Raw genomic sequence first — 16203 nt, forward strand, 5'->3', positions numbered from 1 at the left:
CTGAAACGACAGCAAGGAGACAGGCAAATGAAGAAATGGACGATGGCGCTTTCACTGGCGCTCGCGGCGGCTGCAACGGCCGGCTCCGTACACGCGGCGGATCTCAAGGGGCGGCAAATCAGGCTGGCGGTCGACCCCACCTATCCGCCGCTCGAATACAAGACGCCGGACGGCACGCTCACGGGCTTCGGCGTCGATATCGCCAATGCGTTGTGCGCGCAACTGAATGCGCATTGTGTATGGGTGGAAACCAGCTTCGACGGCATGATCCCGGGCCTGATCGCGCGCAAGTTCGACATCATTTCGTCGTCGATGACCATCACGCCCAAGCGCATGGAGCAGATCGCTTTCACCAACAAGATCTCGAATGCGCCTGCGCGGCTCGTCGTGCGGCGCGGCTCGCCGCTGCTGCCCGATGCGGCCTCGCTCAAGGGTAAGCGCGTGGGTGTCGAGCAGGGCACGAGCCAGGAGGACTACGCACGCGCGAAATGGCAGGCCGCCGGCGTGGAGATCGTCGCCTACCAGAACCAGGATCAGGTATACGCGGACCTGACGTCAGGCCGCCTCGATGCGGCGTTTCAGGCCTCCATTGCGGCGAGCGACGGCTTTCTGAAGCGACCCGATGGCAAGGACTTCACCTTCGCCGGAAACGCCATCGACGATCCGAAGTTCTTCGGTCAGGGCGACGGCCTCGGTCTGCGCAAGCAGGACACTGCGTTGCGTGACGCGTTCAACGCTGCGCTCGCCGAAATTCTCGCGAATGGCACCTACGCGCGCATCAACAAGAAGTATTTCGACTTCGACATTTACGGCGCGAAATAACGCAGACCAGACCGAGTAGCCGGCGTGGTGGGCGCAAGGCATGCGGCCCGCCACAGCGAAGGGAAAAGGGGGCACGCCTTCGTTGACATCTTTAGCATGCCTTATAAAAAACGGAAACCTGATGAAGAGGAAGATCTTTTGCGTCATGGCGCTGTGCGGTGCGGCGGCGCCTGCGTTCGCGCAAAGCAGCGTAACCCTTTACGGTGTAATCGACGAGGGTATTGACTACACGAACAACGTGGGCGGCCACGCCGTGTACGAAATGACGAGCGGCTATGCGCAGGGCAGCCGTTGGGGACTCAAGGGCACCGAAGACCTGGGCGGAGGCAACAGCGCGATCTTTCAGATCGAAAGCGGCTTCAACGCGAGTAACGGAGCGCTTGCACAAGGCGGCCGCGCTTTCGGGCGGCAGGCGTTCGTCGGCCTCGCCAATGAGCGTTACGGCACGCTGACGCTCGGGCGCCAATACGATGCCGTGGTCGACTATCTTGCACAGACCACGGCGAACGGCAACTGGGGCGGCTACCTGCTTTCGCACCCGCTCGACAACGACAATACCGACAATACCTTCCGGCTCAACAACACGATCAAGTACGCGAGCCCGACGTACGGCGGCTTCTCGTTTGGCGGCACGTACAGCTTCAGCAACGATACGAACTTCGCGAACAACCGGGCGGTGAGCGTGGGCGCGCAATACACGGTGGGCGGATGGCTCATCGCCGCCGCGTACCTGAACGCCAGCAACCCTGCGCTGACCTCGGGCGGCGCGATTGCGGGCGCGAGCAGCACGAACGGCGCGGACGGCAATTTCGCTTCGTCGCGGTTGCAGATATTCGGTGCGGGCGTGAACTACACGGCTGGATCGGCAACGGTCGGCTTCGCGTACACCAATACGTACATCGGCCAGCCCGTGGCCAACGTTGGGTATCTCACAGGCGACGAGACGATCCAGCCGGTGACCGGACCGCTCGCCGGCGGCCACGTGACGTCGCTCAGGTACCAGAATTTCGAGGTCAACGGCAAGTACCAGTTCACGCCGGCCTTCTTCGTCGGAGCGGACTACGTTTACACGATCATGCACTACGATGCGACGACCGGTAGCGTGCAGCCTTCGATCCACTCGGTGGGCCTGATGGCCGACTACAACCTCTCGAAGCGCACGGACGTCTATCTGCAAGGCGCCTTCCAGCTGGTTGCGGGTGACAGGTCCGGCTCGTCGCTCGACCAGGCATACGTGCCCGGTGCGCAGGATCTTTCCTCGACTTCGCGCCAGCTCGTCGTGCGTGCTGCCATCCGGCACAGCTTCTGAGTTCGGACCACGCCTTGTGCTCCGTTCCAACGGAGCACAGGTCGAACTGTGTCGGCACCTGCGATGCTGAATCAGTTGTCGTCGCTTCTGGACGGCAGATGCTCGTGAGGCTCGGGCTCCGCCGCGTCGGCATCAGGAAGGTCGTCTGGGGCCGGATTTTTCAGGCCCTTTGGATCGGGCTGGCGCGTCTTGTGGACGGACGTTTGCGCGGGGTTGAGGGAGTTGCCGGTCGGCTCCCTGGATGGATTCGACGTCATGATGGGCTCCTGCGCTGATGAATACAGCTCCCTCTCATGATAGTCCGCCTGGCCGCCTTGGGCAGATGTGCCGATTCCGATTGGGATGCCTGGCTGCACCGCTAAACACGCGGACATCGCTAAACATCCAACGGCGTAGTCACGCTGGTCCATCGAAGGCTCGCCGCCATCGCCTCGAGCCGACCAGTAGAGTCGAATGATGTTTGAGTGCGCGCTTGCCCCAAAAAAAAGGGGCCACGAAGCGTTTGCCGCAGTGGGGCTAAGCGGATCACATCTTCATCTTCCGTACTCCGCACTATCAGTTTCTTTAATGGTGCCCCGTGCCTGATTTGATTTCCTGAATGTGTCACTACACTCGTCTTCAGCGATACGCCAATTTTGATGGCTATCGAGGGTTCCACACTTCCAATCTGGAGACATCCCGTGAGACACAACCATGCTCATATGAGCGACTACTTAGGCCGGCTGTTAGCCGGTCTTGCGCTCTGCCTGTTCTCAGTGGCGCCGGCCATGGCGCAATCCACATCCCCCGATAAACTGCCCCACGTAGCGGTGCTGGCAACCGGCGGCACGATCGCAGGTACCGCGGGGAGTGAAACGCAGACGACGGGCTACAAACCGGGCGTACTGACGGCCGACGCGCTTCTCAAATCGGTCCCCTCACTGGGCAAGATTGCCCAGGTGTCCGGCGAACAGATTTCGAATGTCGGAAGTGAGAACATCACCAACGATATCCTCCTGAAACTGGCGAAGCGCGTGAATCAGCTGCTTGCTCAACCGGATATCGCGGGTGTCGTGGTGACCCACGGCACCGATACCCTTGAGGAAACCGCCTATTTTCTAGATCTCGTTGTCAAGAGCGACAAGCCCGTGGTGGTCACGGGATCGATGCGGCCGTCGACGGCCATCAGTGCCGACGGTCCGGGCAATCTCCTGCAGGCAGTCACGGTTGCCGCCTCGCCGGAGGCGCGTGGCCACGGCGTCATGATCGTGCTGAATGACCGGATCGGCTCGGCTCGCTACACCACGAAGACCAACGGCACGACGCCGGATACGTTCAAGGGAAACGACGCGGGTTACCTGGGCACGCTGGTGGACGAGGTTCCTCACTTCGAGACGTCCGTACTGAAACGCAATACCACGGCTACGCCATTTGACGTATCGAAACTCGATGCTCTGCCGGAAGTCGATATCGTCTACGGCTATCAGAATGACGGCGGCTACATGTACGACGCCGCAGTCGCGCACGGAGCGAAGGGCATTGTCGTCGCCGGCGTTGGAGCAGGCAGCGAATCGCTTCTCACCCTTCCGTCGATCAGGAAGGCGATCGCCCAGGGGGTGATCGTGGTCCGCTCTTCCCGCACAGGAGGCGGGTTCATACCGGAAGATCCGGCCTATGTGGGTCTTCTCGGTGACGATCTGAACCCCCAGAAGGCCCGCATTCTCCTGATGCTTGCGCTCACGGCGACCAAAGATCCGTCGAGCATCCAGGCAATGCTTCACCAGTTTTGACCGGCTTCCACCGGCTGAGCACCGGTGAAGATGATTCGTTCAGGCGCGGCGGTGCTGCCAAAGCACCGCCGCGCCGTGTGCCGTTCCAGGCGCCTCAACCGGTTGGCGTACGTCGAGGTGCTCTACTTCAGCCTCCGCGTGACATAGTATTAGAGTTACTGATACTGACACCGGACATGCTGTTTTCTTGAATCTGAGTCCCTACACTGGTTTCAGAAGGCGCAGGCAGGCGCCTCGCTGATAACCAGAGTCCAGGAGACGAAAGTGAGCAAGCAGATATTCATGGAGGACGTTCCGCTGCGCGGTTTCCACTTGCGCGTGGCGTTCAGCGGGACAGGCGGACAGTTCAGCGACGGTTTCGTGCTGGGCATCATCGGCATCGCGGTGAGCATGGCTGCAGGGGCGCTGCACCTGAACGCGCTCTGGATGGGAGCACTCGGTGCGGCGTCCCTTGCCGGCCTGTTTTTTGGCAGCATGTTTGCCGGGCCCGTGGCAGACAGATATGGCCGGCGCACCATTTTCGCCTTCGACATGCTGCTCTTTGCGGCGATTTCTGCAGCGCAATTCTTTGTGACGTCGCCGACCCAGCTGCTGGTGTTGCGCGTGCTCCTTGGCCTCATTCTCGGCGCCGACTATGTCGTGAGCAAATCGCTCGTCACGGAGTTTTCGCCACGCCGCTATCGTGGCCGTCTCCTGAGTGTGCTCGCGGCGGCCTGGGCGGCGGGTTACGTCTGCGCGTACCTCGCGGGCTTTGCCATTCGCGACATCGGTCCCGACGCATGGCGGATCATGCTGGCCGCCAGTGGATTGCCGGCACTGCTGATCCTGCCGTTCCGTCTCGGCGTACCCGAGTCGCCCATGTGGCTGATGAAGCGCGGCCGGAAGGACGAGGCACTGAAAATCATCCGCGCAAAGTTCGGTCCGGAAACCATTCTGCCTGCACCGGCAGCCGAGACCCAGCGACGTCGTGGTGCCTGGTCAGAACTGTTCTCGGCCCGCTGGAGAAAAAACACCCTGGTCGGCTGCGTGTTCTACACGTGCCAGGTCATCCCGTACTTTGCGCTCGGTACCTTCTCGCCGAAGGTACTGCAAGCCTTGCAGGTCAAGGACGGCTTTGTCGGTGGACTCGTTTATAACGTGCTGCTCTTCGCCGGAGCCATCTTTGGACTGCTGATCGTTGACAGGCTCTCGCGCCGCGCGTTCCTGATTGGCAGCTTCTATCTCGCGGCTATCGGACTGGCGGTGCTCGCCTACGCCGGGTTCGGTCCGCTCGGCACGATACTCTCGTTTGGCATTTTCGCCTGCATTCTCTCGGCGGCGGCGAACCTCGAGTTCGTCTATCCGCCCGAGCTTTTCCCGACCCACCTGCGCGCGTCAGGCGTCGGGCTGGCCGTTGCCTCCAGCCGGTTCGGTTCCGCGATCAGCACGTTTCTCCTGCCCGTGGCCGTGCAACAGGTTGGCATTCACGCTGCGCTCGGTGTGTGCGTGGCCGTATTGGTGTTCGGTGGCGTGTTTTGCCATTTGTTCGCACCGGAAACCGGCAAGGAGAGTCTTTCGGATATGGGTTCTGGTCAGGGCGGCAACGAGCCGGCGGTGGACGGCGCCCAGAACGTGAGCCTGCACACAGCGGGACATCGCCACTGAAGCCCAGGCGTCTGACGCTCCCACGTTGGCGCACTCATGGCAATGTCTGCTGAACGCAACTGTGGGAGAGTCCATCGTGTCGCTCAACAAGCCAATTGATATGTATGCGGTGCAGGTCTTCGTCGCCGTGGCGGAGGAGGGCAGCATGTCCGGTGCGGCTGCACGCATGGGCATTTCCCAATCGGGTGTCTCGCAGATCGTCCGCCAGCTGGAAGACGAACTGGGGGTCGTGCTGGTCAATCGCACGACCCGTCCGCTCGCGTTGACGCCATACGGCATCGCATTGAGGAACCGCGGAGCGGTGCTCAGCGAGGAGATCGCCAATCTGAAGGCGCAGGTCGTCGAAGCGGGGCGAGGCATCAAGCCTGATCTTCGCATCGGATTTGTCGACTCGTTCGCGGCCACCTGCGGCTCGGCTTTTACGAAGCGCCTGCTGGAGAAGGTATCGCAACTGTCTATCCGTACGGGATTGAGCCCGCAGCAGGGCGAGGCGCTGCTGCGGCGCGATCTGGACCTCATCGTCACGAGCGACGCGCTGATCGACGCCAATGACGTCGTGCGCTTCCGGCTCCTGTCCGAGAAGTACCTCGTCATCACGCCGCGGGATTTCCGCAAGTCGGTTCGAACCGTGGAAGACATCCGGGCCTTGGCCGACGCATTGCCCATCGTGCGCTTCAACCGGAAATCACAGGTCGGCATGCAGATCGAGCGCTATCTGCGTCGCATTGAGGTGCGCACGCCGACCAGGCTCGAACTCGACAACGCTGACGCGCTGACTTCGATGGTGGCCGAAGGCATCGGCTGGGCCGTGACCTCGCCGATGTGTCTGCTTCAGGGGGCGGCTTACGCGGACGGGGTGACTCGCCACGTCGTCGACAGACTGGGCCTCGAACGGTCGCTGTATCTGGTCGCGCGGCGCGACGAATACAGCGCCTTTTTCGAAGACGCATGCGATACGGCATCCGAAGTGATCGAAACATCGTTCCTGCCGCGAGTGAAAAAGGCTCTCGGCCAGGAAATTGAACAACTGATTGATGTTGGAAACAGGAACTCAAATGAACAGTCAAGCCAAAGCTGAAACGCGTACCGAACGCGATTACGTTGGTGAAGTCGAAATTCCGGTCGAGAAATTGTATGGCGTCAACTCGGTGAGGGGTGTTGACAATCTGACGGTTTCTCCTCTCAGCATTGCCCACTATCCGGCGTTTGCGGTGGCTTTCGCGCAGTGCAAATGGGCGGCCGCGCTCGCGAACCGGGACACCGGTGTCATCACGCCGGAACAATGCGATGCAATCAGCCGTGCGTGTCAGGAAATCATCGAAGGCAAGTTTCGTGACTCACTGATCGTCGATCTGCTCGAAGGCTCGGGTGGCACGTCGACGAACATGAATTTCAACGAGGTGATCGCCAATCGGGCGCAACAGCTTTTGGGGCACGCGCCAGGGTCGTACGACGTGATCCATCCCAACGATCATGTCAACCGCTCGCAGTCCACGAATGACGTGTATCCAGCCGCGCTGAAGATTGCGACCTACGCGATGCTCGGACCGCTCATTGCGGAAGTCGAGAAACTGGCGGCGCAGTTCGATCGCAAGACGATCGAGTTTGCCGACGTCCTTCACCTCGGCCGTACGTGTCTGCAGGATGCGCAGCCGATGCGTCTCGGTCAGCTTTTCGGCGGTTATGCGTCGCTTGCGCGACGTCTCGCGGAGGAACTGGTGGCAGTGCGCGACAAACTGCGGACGCTGCCGCTCGGTGGTACGGCCATCGGTACGGGTTTTGGTGCGCCGGCTGGGTATCGATCCGCTGTCTATCGACACCTCTCGGAAATCGTAGGCGTTGACTATGTCGCGCCGGCAAACGCGTTCGACGCGATGCAGAACATGGACGTGTTCTCGCGCGTTTCGGGCGAGCTTCGCACCTGTGCGGCGTCCATTGCAAAAATTGCATCGGACTTGACCGTTCTCTCCTCCGGCCCCGTGGGCGGAATTGGGGAACTACGCTTGCCGGAGGCGCAGGCCGGCTCCTCGATCATGCCGGGCAAGGTGAATCCTGTTTTGCCGATGGCGATGATCCAGTTGAGTTTTGCCGTTATCGGCAATGATGTCGCGGTGGCTCAGGCGGTCCAGTATGGCGAACTGGAAATCAATCACTTCGAGCCCGTGGTGACCTCCCGTGTGTTCGACAGCATCATGCTGCTGACCAACGGCATCGAGCGGTTTGCGCAGAAGTGTGTGGCCGGCATCACCGCCGACGTTGCATGCAACGAGCGACACCTGATGGACTCGATGGCTGTGGCCACGGCGCTCGTGCCAAAGCTTGGATATGCTCGTGTCAGCAAGCTGGCGCGACAGTCGGTTGCGGAAGGTCGGCCACTCGTTCAGATTCTCGACGAATCCGGGCTGCTTTCGCGCGACGATACCCTGTCGCTGATCGATACGGCCTCGTACCCGGTATTCGAGCCGAGGTAATCGACCCTGGATTGAGGCAACGTGGACTCAGCCCCGCGACGCCACTCAGCACTCCCTCGAAATGCCGCCACACTTGTTACTCCCAACCGCCGATTCCCGGTAGCAAACTACTCACGTCACCCAACGAGCGACGCGTAGCGGACGCAATCGCGCCGCAGGAATTTGCCCAATTCAGGAGGTCGCAAAAGCCATGAGTTCAGCAACCGAAAACGGAAGGAAAGGCGGACAGCCCGCCATGCGCACACCACCGGTCGTCTCGTCGCAGGCGTGGGAAGAGGCGCGCCAGCAGTTGCTCGTGAAAGAAAAGGCGGCGACCCGGGCTCGGGACGCCCTCGCCGCCGAGCGCCGCCGCATGCCCTGGATGGCGGTGGAGAAGGCCTATGCATTCGAAGGGCCTGCGGGCAAGCTCAGCCTGCTGGATCTGTTCGACGGCCGGCGTCAGCTGATCGTCTACCGCGCGTTCTTCGAACCGGGCGTGTTCGGCTGGCCCGATCATGCCTGCCGGGGCTGCTCCATGGTGGCCGACCAGGTCGCCCACGTCGCGCACCTGAACGCGCGCGACACCACGCTCGTGTTCGTCTCGCGTGCGCCTCAGGCCGACATCGCGCGACTGAAGGCGCGCATGGGCTGGGAGATCCCGTGGTTCACCATCACCGACAGCTTCGACGCCGACTTCGGCGTGGACGAGTGGCACGGCACGAACGTGTTCTACCGCGACGGCGAGCGCGTAGTGCGCACCTACTTCATCAACAACCGCGGCGACGAACAGATGGGGGGTACCTGGAACTACCTCGACATTACGCCGCTGGGTCGCCAGGAGGTCTGGGAGGACTCGCCCGAGGGCTATCCCCAGACCCCAACCTACAAGTGGTGGAACTGGCACGACAACTACAGCGCAGACGCGCCGCCGGACAAGAAGTGGGTCGAGGTATCGGACGCCGGCGAGGCGGCGTTCCGCAAGCAGGACCAGCAAGGAACGCCTTGAGCGAAACGTGTTCGGTCAGGCGTGTGCCTCAAGCGGCAAGCGCGGCATCGACCGCGGCCAGGTAGTGCTGGAAGCCTGCCTGCAGCAGCACGGTTCGCACGCGCGCGAGTTCGCCTCGCGCGGCTTCGTCCGCAGGCGCCTGCAGGACGCGCGCGAGCGCGCGTCCGCGCGCCGCGAACAGCTCGGCCCAGGGGAGCGGCTCGCGCCGCGTGTAGTCCTCCAGTGCGCTCGCGTAGCGCAGCACGGCGGCCGGATCGCGGGCCGCCAGCATCGCTTCGATCGCGTCGCGGTAGAACCACAGATGGTTGTGGCCGACCGCGCCGAGGCGCAGCAGGTCCGCGCCTTCTGCCAGCAGGCGCGTGCGCTCGTCATGCTCGTCGACCGCGCGAGCGAGGGCGCTCAGATTCTTCGGCGCGGAAAACTGCGTGCCCACCTCGCGCGCGATCGCCAGCGCCTCGCGCAGCGCCTCGATGGCTTCGCCGCGGCGCCCGTCGGCGAGCCAGACACGTCCCTGCATTTCCACGTTCTGCGCTTCGAACCGGCGCGCGCCCAATTGCCGGATCACGCGCCTTTCCTGCTCCAGATGGACCTGCGTAGCCGGCATATCGCCTGGCTCGTAGCAGGCGAACACGCCGAGCGTCTCGCCCAGCAATTGCGCGCGCGGCTGCCCGATCAGCGTGGCGGCGCGCACGGCGGCAACGGCGTCTTCGCGCGCCTGCCGCGGCTCGTTCAGATAAATGCGGCTGAAGCCCTGCATCGACAGATTGGCGACTTCGATCCGGCCGCATCCGTGCTCGCGGCTCAACGCCACGCAATCGCTGAAATGGCGGAACGCGGTCCGCATCCGCCCTTGCGCGTAGGCGGCATCGGCAAGGCCGCCGAGCGCCCGGGCCTCGGCCTCGGGCAGGCCAAGGCGCCGCGCGTATTCGAGCCCGCGCTCGTGCTCGGTGCTGCAGGCATCGATCTTGCCGAGCGGAAAGTAGATGTTGCCGCGCAGATAGTGAAGGCTCGCGAGCTCGGCCACCCGGTCGTCGCGTTCCGCGAGCCGCTGCGCAGCCTCGAGCAGATCCAGCGCTTCGTCGAGGCCTTCGCTCACCCGCAGGCCTTCCGCGAGCCCGAGCTGGCAGCGGCACAGACTGGCGTCGTCGGGGGCGACCGCGAGCGCCGCGCGCCAGGTCGCGATCGATCCCGCGATGTCGCCGAGGTCGCGCTGCAGTTCGCCTTTGCAGCAGTTCAGGCTGTGGCGGTCCGTTTCCGTCTGCGCGATCTCGAGGCCCCGCTCGGCGAGGCGCAGCGCGGCCTCGAGCAGGTGCGCCGTGCGCTGCGCGAGCGCGGCGGCCAGGTAGGCCTGCGGCGCGCGTTCGTCCTCGGCGCGGTCGAGATGCTGGGCGTGCAGCGTGGGGTCGCCGTGCGCGAACCAGTCGGCCGCGCGGCGGTGCAGCTCGCGCCGGCGCGCGCGCAGCAGCGTCGAATAGGCGCTCTCCTGGATCAGCGCATGGGCGAACAGGTACTCTTCGCCCTCCGGCAGCACGAGCGCATTGGCGAGCAGGCCGTCGCAGACGTAGCCGGGGTCGTCGATGAGCCGCCGCAGCAACGCGATGCCGAACCGCTGCCCGATCACGGCAGCCGCCTGGAAGGCCAGGCGGTCGCGCGGCGCGAGCCGGTCCATCCGCGCGAGCACGAGGCTGCGGATCGAGCCGGGCACGGCGTTGCCGCTGCCTTCCTCGGCGTTGCGCAAGAGCTGCTCGAGGAACAGCGGGTTGCCGCCCGCGCGCTCGATGCAGGCGAGCGCGACCCGCTGCGTCGCGTCGATGAAGTTGCCCGCGAGGCTCAGTGCCTCGTCCTGGCGCAACGGCCCGAGGTCGAGCGTCGCGAACGGGGTGTCGCGGCAGCGCGCGCGCCACGCCGCATCGATCGGGTCGCCTTCCACGCGCGAGGTCGTCACGAGCAGGCCCGGGCCGTTCGCGATGCCCGAGGCGAAGGCCGAGAGATAGTCGAGCACTTCGGGCTCGGCCCAATGCAGGTCTTCGACGACGATCAGCGTGGCCGCCCGCCTGCAGGCGTCGCCGGTCAGTCGCGCGGCGAGCGCCTGCTTGCCGCGCTTGCGCGCGCCGTGGTCCATGGCGTCGTAGACGGTTCGCCATTCGTCCGCGAGCGGCAGGTCGAGGAGGTCGTGGAGAAACGCGTGCTGGCCGGCCTCGAGGCTGCCTACGGCGGCGAACCGCGCGGCGGCGGCGCGCCGCGCGTCGCTCGGTGCGCCGCCCGGCAGGCCGAGCAGGCTGCCGGCGATCGTGTGCACGGGATCCTGCCCCTTGCCCACGCCGAAGTCGAGCACGAGGCCCCGGTGGATCTCGAAGCCCTGCGACTGCGCATAGCGGCGCATCTCGTCGACGAGACGCGTTTTGCCGATGCCCGCCTCGCCGCGCACATGGACGATATGGCCGGCCCGCCTCGCGACGCACGCGCGGACGATCCCGTGAAACTGCTCCAGCTCGGCCTCGCGTCCGACGAAAAGGCTCTGACCCGTCTTCGCCGATTCGCTCGCCGGGTCGCTCGAAATCGCGCGCAGCCGCCATGCGCGCACCGGCGTGTCGATGCCCTTGAAGTGCTGCTCGCCGAGCGCGTCGCAGACGGCGGCGTCACCGAGTGCGCGCGCCACGTCATCGGAAAGCCAGGTCTCGCCGGCGGCCGCCGCCACCTGCAGGCGCGCGGCCAGGTTCACTGGAGTGCCGGTCGCGGTGTAGTCGCGCGCGTCGACGCAGCCGAGCGCGCCGGCGACGACTTCGCCGCTCGCGATACCGATATGGGCCTGCAACGTGCGTGCCGCCTGCATGCTCAATTGCGTCAGCGCCTCATGGATGTCGAGCGCCGCGCGCGCCGCGCGCAGCGTGTCCGTCTCGTGCGCGCGGGGCGCGCCGAACAGCGCCATCACCGCGTCGCCGATATGCCTGTCGGTCGTGCCGCCCCAGGCGAGCACGATGCCGTCGACGAGCGCCGTGAAGCGGCCGATCAGCGCGCGCAGCTCCTCCGCATCGAGCGTACGCGAGAGCGCGGTGAAGCCGCAGAGATCGGCAAACAGGACGGTGACCTGCCGGCGTTCGTCCGTGGGGAACTCCAGCGTTTGGGGTGCGACCGGCGCTTGCGCCACAGGTGGAGCCGCGGCTGGCGGATTCGGCGCGGCGGCAGCGAGGATGCGTTTGCGGTGGCCGAGCGACTGCACCCCGAGTTCCCGCAAATCCGCGTCGGTCAGCTGCGCGAGCAGCGAGAGATCGATATCGTTTGCCGCGAACGCCTGCGCGTACTGCTCGAGTCCCAGGGCGCGCAGCCATTGCTCAATATCCATGTTCGCCGCCTGGATGCGATGCCGGTTGCCTGATGCGAACCGCTCCGAGCCCGTCGGGATCGTGCCGGTGAATTTCCAGTGTAGGCGCGCGCCACGGGCCGCGTACGGCGTTTGACAGGCTTTCCGGCGCGGACGGATACTGGATCGCTCCCCATCGCGCCTCGCGCATTCCACCGGGAATTCACGTGAAGCCGGGCAAGACCGTTACTGTCGCCGACGTCCCGCCGCGCTCGCGCGTCGCGGCGCTGCCCGGCGATCTGGCGGCCGGCGCGGTATCGGCGCTCGTCATGCTGTGCTACGCGATGAGCCTCGGCACGATGATCTTCAGCGCCGATCTCGCCCGCTACGCCATGCTCGGCGTGCCCACTGCGCTCGTTAGCTGTGTCGTCACGGCGCTCGTGATCGCTTTGACGAGTTCGATGCGCCTGAACATCGGCGGCCCCGACAGCAATGCGGCGGCGTTTCTCGCGGGCGTGGCGGCAGGCGTCGCGAGCAGCGTGCGTGCGGACGGCGGTTCGCCGCAAACGCTGCTGCTCACCGTGCTAATCGCCATCGCGCTCTGTTCGCTCGTGACCGGCATCGTGCTCTATGCGATCGGTTCGTCGAAGCGCAGCCGCTCGCTGCAGTTCCTGCCTTACCCGGTCCTCGGCGGGTTCCTCGCCGGCACGGGCTATCTGCTGCTCGCCGGCGCGTTTCGCGTCATGACGGGCGAGCCGCTGCAATGGCACACGCTCGCGGTGTTGACGCATCTTCACTGGCTCGCATGGCTGCCTGCGCTCGTCGTCGGCGTGCTGGCCACGATCCTGATGCGCAGCTGGAAGCACGTTGCCGCGCTGCCGCTCACGCTGGCGTTCGGCATCGTGCTTTTCTACGTACTGCTGCGCGCCGCGGGCCTGTCGATCGACGAAGCGCGTGCCATGGGGCTGCTGCTGCCGCGCGCGGCGCTGCGGCTCACCGGGCTACCCGAGCTGCACCTGCGCGCGCAGCTCGGGCAGGGCGGCATCGACTGGACGGCGATCGCCGCGCACCTTCCGGAGAGCCTCGTGGTCACCTCGGTGTCGGCCGTCACGATCCTGATGAATTCGACGGCGATCGGCGCGGCGACGGGCGAGGAAGTCGATCTCAATCGCGAGATGCGGGCAGCGGGCCTCGCCAATCTCGCGAGCGGGCTGTTGGGCGGCATGGTCGGTTACCAGTCGTTCAACCGCTCGATGCTCAACGCGCGCGTGGGCGCGACGAGCCGGATGGCGGGCGTGTTCGCCTCGCTCGCGTGCCTCGTGGTGCTGGCGGCGTCGCCCGGTTTCGTCGCGCTCTTTCCCGTGCCGGTGCTCGTCGGCCTCCAGCTTTTCATGGGGCTGCGCCTCATCGTGCAGTGGGTGGTCGGCGCCTGGGCGAAGCTCGCCTGGTACGAGTATCTGCTCGTGCCCGTGATTCTCGGCACGATCGCGGCCTGGGGCGTGCTCATCGGCGTGGCCGTGGGCGTGATTGCCGCGTGCGTGATGTTCACGCTGCTCTATGGCCGCGTGAGCTGCATCCGCATGGCGTTCGACATGCGCACCCGCACTTCGAACGTCGAGCGCAACATCGAGGAGACCGAAGCGTTGCGCGGCCTCGGCGCCCAGGTGTGCGGCATGTGCCTGCAAGGGTTTCTCTTTTTCGGCACGGCCAATTCGATCCTCCAGCGCATCCGCGAGCGCCTCGCCGCGCGCGATCCGGTGCGGGTTCGATTCGTCGTACTTGATTTCGCATCGACCCAGGGCATCGACGCGTCGGTATCGATCAGCTTCGTCAAGCTGCGGCAGCTCTGCGCGGCGACGGACGCGGACCTGATCCTGACCGCGCTGCCGCCGCGCTCGCGCGATCTGCTGACGAAAACCGGCACGCTCAATTTGCGGATTCGCGAATTCGACACGCTCGATGCGGGCCTGGAGTGGGTCGAAGACCAACTGCTCGCGTCGAGCGCGCTCGCGCCGAAGCCCGGTGACGACCTTCACGCGCTGCTCGCGCCGCATTTCACGGCCAGCGCGATGAAAACGCTCTCAACGCGACTCGAAGTGCAGGATCTGCGGGCGGGCCAAGCGCTGTTTCATCGTGGGGACCCGGGCAACGCGCTGTACCTCATCGAGCGCGGGCGCGTCGCCGTTTCGCTGCCGCTCGGCAACGGGCGGTCGGTGCGGGTGCGCGCCTGCCTGCCGGGCACGGTCATCGGGGAAATGGCCGTGTACACGCAGCAGCCGCGCAGCGCGGACGTGTTTGCCGAGGCGCCGACGCGGGTGCGCAGGCTGTCGCTGGCGGCGCTCGTTGCGCTCGAGCAGGACGACCCTGCGGCCGCCCAGCAATTTCATCGCTTTCTGGTGAAGGTCATTGCGTCGCGCCTCGCCCTTGCCACGGAGGCCCTGCGCGCGGCCTATTGAGCGGTGGAGGCGTGCCCGCTCAGACTGAATTGTGCGGTGCGTCTTGCAGACCTCGCGCCGTGGCGCGCTCCGTCACGCCTTCATGCGGGTGATCGTCAAGCGAAATCCGCGACGTTTCGGGCAGGGACATCCCGCCAACGAGTGCCAGCAGCGAGACCGCGATCAGGTAGTAAGCGGGCGAGATGCTGTTGCCCGTCGACTCGATCAGCCAGGTGGCGACCAGCGGCGCCGTGCCGCCAAAGATCGTATAGGCCAGGTTGTAGGTGATCGCCGAAGCCGTATAGCGCGTGCGGGTCGGAAAGATTTCGGAGAGCAGTGCCGCCGTGACCACCCCCGACAAGACCGCGCCGAGCGCAAGCATGCAGGCGCCGGCGATCGCGGAACGAAAATCCCCCGAGCCTCCCAGCGCGAAAGCAGGGTAGACCGCGGCGATCAGGATGGCGCATGCCGTGAAGACGGTTTTGCGTCTTCCCACTGCGTCCGAGTAGAGGCCGGCAAGCGGGCAGATGGCCGCGGCGAATACCAGCGCGATGACCGTTACCAGTAACGCGCTGGCCCGGCTCAGATGGCCGACGACCTGCAGATACGTCGCAAAGTAGGTCGTGAAGGTATAGAAGGAGAGCGCAGTCACGGACACGAAGGCACCGAGGCGCACGATCGCGCCTGCCTGGGTCCTGAGCGTTTCGCGCAGCGGGGCGTGCGCCAGCTCGTGATCGTGCTCGACTGCGGCAAACGATGGCGTTTCGCCAAGGCGCGTGCGCAGATACAGTCCGACCAGACCGATAGGCGCCGCGGCGATGAACGGGATTCTCCAGCCCCAACTGCTCATCGCCTCGGGCGACAGCATGGCGTCCAGTCCGGACGCCACCACGGCGGCGCTCGCGAACGACAGGAACGTGGAGACCGGCAGAAAGCTCCCGTATCGCGCGCGCTGGTGCTTCGGCGCATGTTCCATCAGATACGCGCAGGCGCCCGCGTATTCGCCGCCGGCGGAAAAGCCTTGCACGCAGCGCACGATCGCGAGCAGCAGGGGAGCGAGCATGCCGACCGATGCGTAGGTCGGCAGGAAGCCGATGACCGTTGTTGCACCCGCCATGATCAGGATAGTCAGGGCGAGCGTTTTCTTGCGGCCCACCCGGTCTCCCACCACGCCGAAAAAGACGCCGCCGAGCGGCCTGAATGCAAACGCGACGGCGAACACCGCGAAAGTCTTCATCAACGCGATCGCCGGGTCGCCATTCGGGAAGAACTGGCGAGTCAGCAGGGTTGCCAGAAATCCGTAAACGGCAAAATCGAACCATTCGACGAAATTGCCTACCGCAGCGGCAACGATCACCTTGCGAAGCGTCTTTGGGTCTACCTTGGGCTGATACGCTTTCATGATCTGGCCGTCCCTTGTGCGTTGAATAAGGCGTGCGTATCACCCGGAATGGCGAAGCCATGGGA

General features: G+C 64.9%; 11 protein-coding genes. 8 read left to right on the forward strand and 3 right to left on the reverse strand.

Annotated elements, in window-relative coordinates; translation table 11 throughout:
- Window positions 1–27 precede the first annotated feature (27 nt).
- Both AB4Y40_RS14805 and AB4Y40_RS14810 read left to right on the forward strand, forming a co-directional pair.
- Window positions 28–822, forward strand: coding sequence for an ABC transporter substrate-binding protein (locus AB4Y40_RS14805; RefSeq protein WP_368688325.1), 795 nt, complete (start codon window positions 28–30; stop codon window positions 820–822).
- Window positions 823–943: 121 nt separating this feature from the next.
- Entirely contained in the window at window positions 944–2131 is a 1188-nt protein-coding gene (locus AB4Y40_RS14810; protein WP_368688326.1) for a porin, read from the forward strand.
- A gap of 71 nt (window positions 2132–2202) precedes the next feature.
- Here AB4Y40_RS14810 and AB4Y40_RS14815 read toward each other — a convergent pair whose 3' ends face one another.
- Window positions 2203–2388, reverse strand: a complete 186-nt coding sequence (locus AB4Y40_RS14815) for a hypothetical protein (RefSeq protein ID WP_368688327.1) — start codon at window positions 2386–2388, stop codon at window positions 2203–2205.
- A gap of 444 nt (window positions 2389–2832) precedes the next feature.
- Between AB4Y40_RS14815 and AB4Y40_RS14820 the strand changes: the two genes are divergently transcribed.
- From AB4Y40_RS14820 to AB4Y40_RS14840, 5 genes are all read left to right on the forward strand, one after another.
- Window positions 2833–3900 carry an asparaginase gene (locus tag AB4Y40_RS14820; protein ID WP_368688328.1) on the forward strand — a complete coding sequence of 356 codons (1068 nt, stop codon included), beginning with the start codon at window positions 2833–2835 and terminating at the stop codon, window positions 3898–3900.
- 282 nt (window positions 3901–4182) lie between these two features.
- Window positions 4183–5544, forward strand: coding sequence for an MFS transporter (locus tag AB4Y40_RS14825; protein ID WP_368688420.1), 1362 nt, complete (start codon window positions 4183–4185; stop codon window positions 5542–5544).
- A gap of 76 nt (window positions 5545–5620) precedes the next feature.
- A complete protein-coding gene (locus AB4Y40_RS14830; protein WP_368688329.1) occupies window positions 5621–6622 on the forward strand; it encodes a LysR family transcriptional regulator in 1002 nt (333 codons plus the stop codon).
- The gene (locus tag AB4Y40_RS14835) at window positions 6579–8015 is read left to right on the forward strand and encodes an aspartate ammonia-lyase (RefSeq protein WP_368688421.1); all 1437 of its coding nucleotides are present in this window, start codon (window positions 6579–6581) and stop codon (window positions 8013–8015) included. Before AB4Y40_RS14830 ends, AB4Y40_RS14835 begins: the two co-directional genes overlap by 44 nt.
- 190 nt (window positions 8016–8205) lie before the next feature.
- Complete coding sequence (locus AB4Y40_RS14840; RefSeq protein WP_368688330.1) at window positions 8206–9000, forward strand: DUF899 domain-containing protein; 795 nt, start codon at window positions 8206–8208, stop codon at window positions 8998–9000.
- A 28-nt stretch (window positions 9001–9028) separates the two neighbouring features.
- Here AB4Y40_RS14840 and AB4Y40_RS14845 read toward each other — a convergent pair whose 3' ends face one another.
- Window positions 9029–12343, reverse strand: coding sequence for an adenylate/guanylate cyclase domain-containing protein (locus AB4Y40_RS14845; protein WP_368688331.1), 3315 nt, complete (start codon window positions 12341–12343; stop codon window positions 9029–9031).
- 185 nt (window positions 12344–12528) lie between these two features.
- On the opposite strand from AB4Y40_RS14845, the gene AB4Y40_RS14850 reads away from it, so the two are divergent.
- Window positions 12529–14757, forward strand: coding sequence for a SulP family inorganic anion transporter (locus tag AB4Y40_RS14850; RefSeq protein ID WP_368688332.1), 2229 nt, complete (start codon window positions 12529–12531; stop codon window positions 14755–14757).
- Between the two features lie 19 nt (window positions 14758–14776).
- On the opposite strand, the gene AB4Y40_RS14855 is transcribed toward AB4Y40_RS14850, so the two are convergent.
- Window positions 14777–16138 (reverse strand): MFS transporter, encoded by a 1362-nt coding sequence (locus AB4Y40_RS14855; RefSeq protein ID WP_368688333.1) that lies wholly within the window; start codon window positions 16136–16138, stop codon window positions 14777–14779.
- Between the last annotated feature and the right edge of the window lie 65 nt (window positions 16139–16203).

Origin of the sequence: Paraburkholderia sp. EG287B, from assembly GCF_040965595.1 — a bacterium.
Taxonomy (GTDB): Bacteria; Pseudomonadota; Gammaproteobacteria; order Burkholderiales; family Burkholderiaceae; genus Paraburkholderia.

Bases quoted from the DNA above. Each gene is read 5' to 3' on its own strand.
- AB4Y40_RS14815 (WP_368688327.1), bottom strand. From the start codon at position 2,388: ATGACGTCGAATCCATCCAGGGAGCCGACCGGCAACTCCCTCAACCCC.
- AB4Y40_RS14810 (WP_368688326.1), top strand. From the start codon at position 944: ATGAAGAGGAAGATCTTTTGCGTCATGGCGCTGTGCGGTGCGGCGGCG.
- AB4Y40_RS14845 (WP_368688331.1), bottom strand. From the start codon at position 12,343: ATGGATATTGAGCAATGGCTGCGCGCCCTGGGACTCGAGCAGTACGCG.
- AB4Y40_RS14855 (WP_368688333.1), bottom strand. From the start codon at position 16,138: ATGAAAGCGTATCAGCCCAAGGTAGACCCAAAGACGCTTCGCAAGGTG.
- AB4Y40_RS14835 (WP_368688421.1), top strand. From the start codon at position 6,579: ATGTTGGAAACAGGAACTCAAATGAACAGTCAAGCCAAAGCTGAAACG.
- AB4Y40_RS14840 (WP_368688330.1), top strand. From the start codon at position 8,206: ATGAGTTCAGCAACCGAAAACGGAAGGAAAGGCGGACAGCCCGCCATG.
- AB4Y40_RS14805 (WP_368688325.1), top strand. From the start codon at position 28: ATGAAGAAATGGACGATGGCGCTTTCACTGGCGCTCGCGGCGGCTGCA.
- AB4Y40_RS14820 (WP_368688328.1), top strand. From the start codon at position 2,833: ATGAGCGACTACTTAGGCCGGCTGTTAGCCGGTCTTGCGCTCTGCCTG.
- AB4Y40_RS14825 (WP_368688420.1), top strand. From the start codon at position 4,183: ATGGAGGACGTTCCGCTGCGCGGTTTCCACTTGCGCGTGGCGTTCAGC.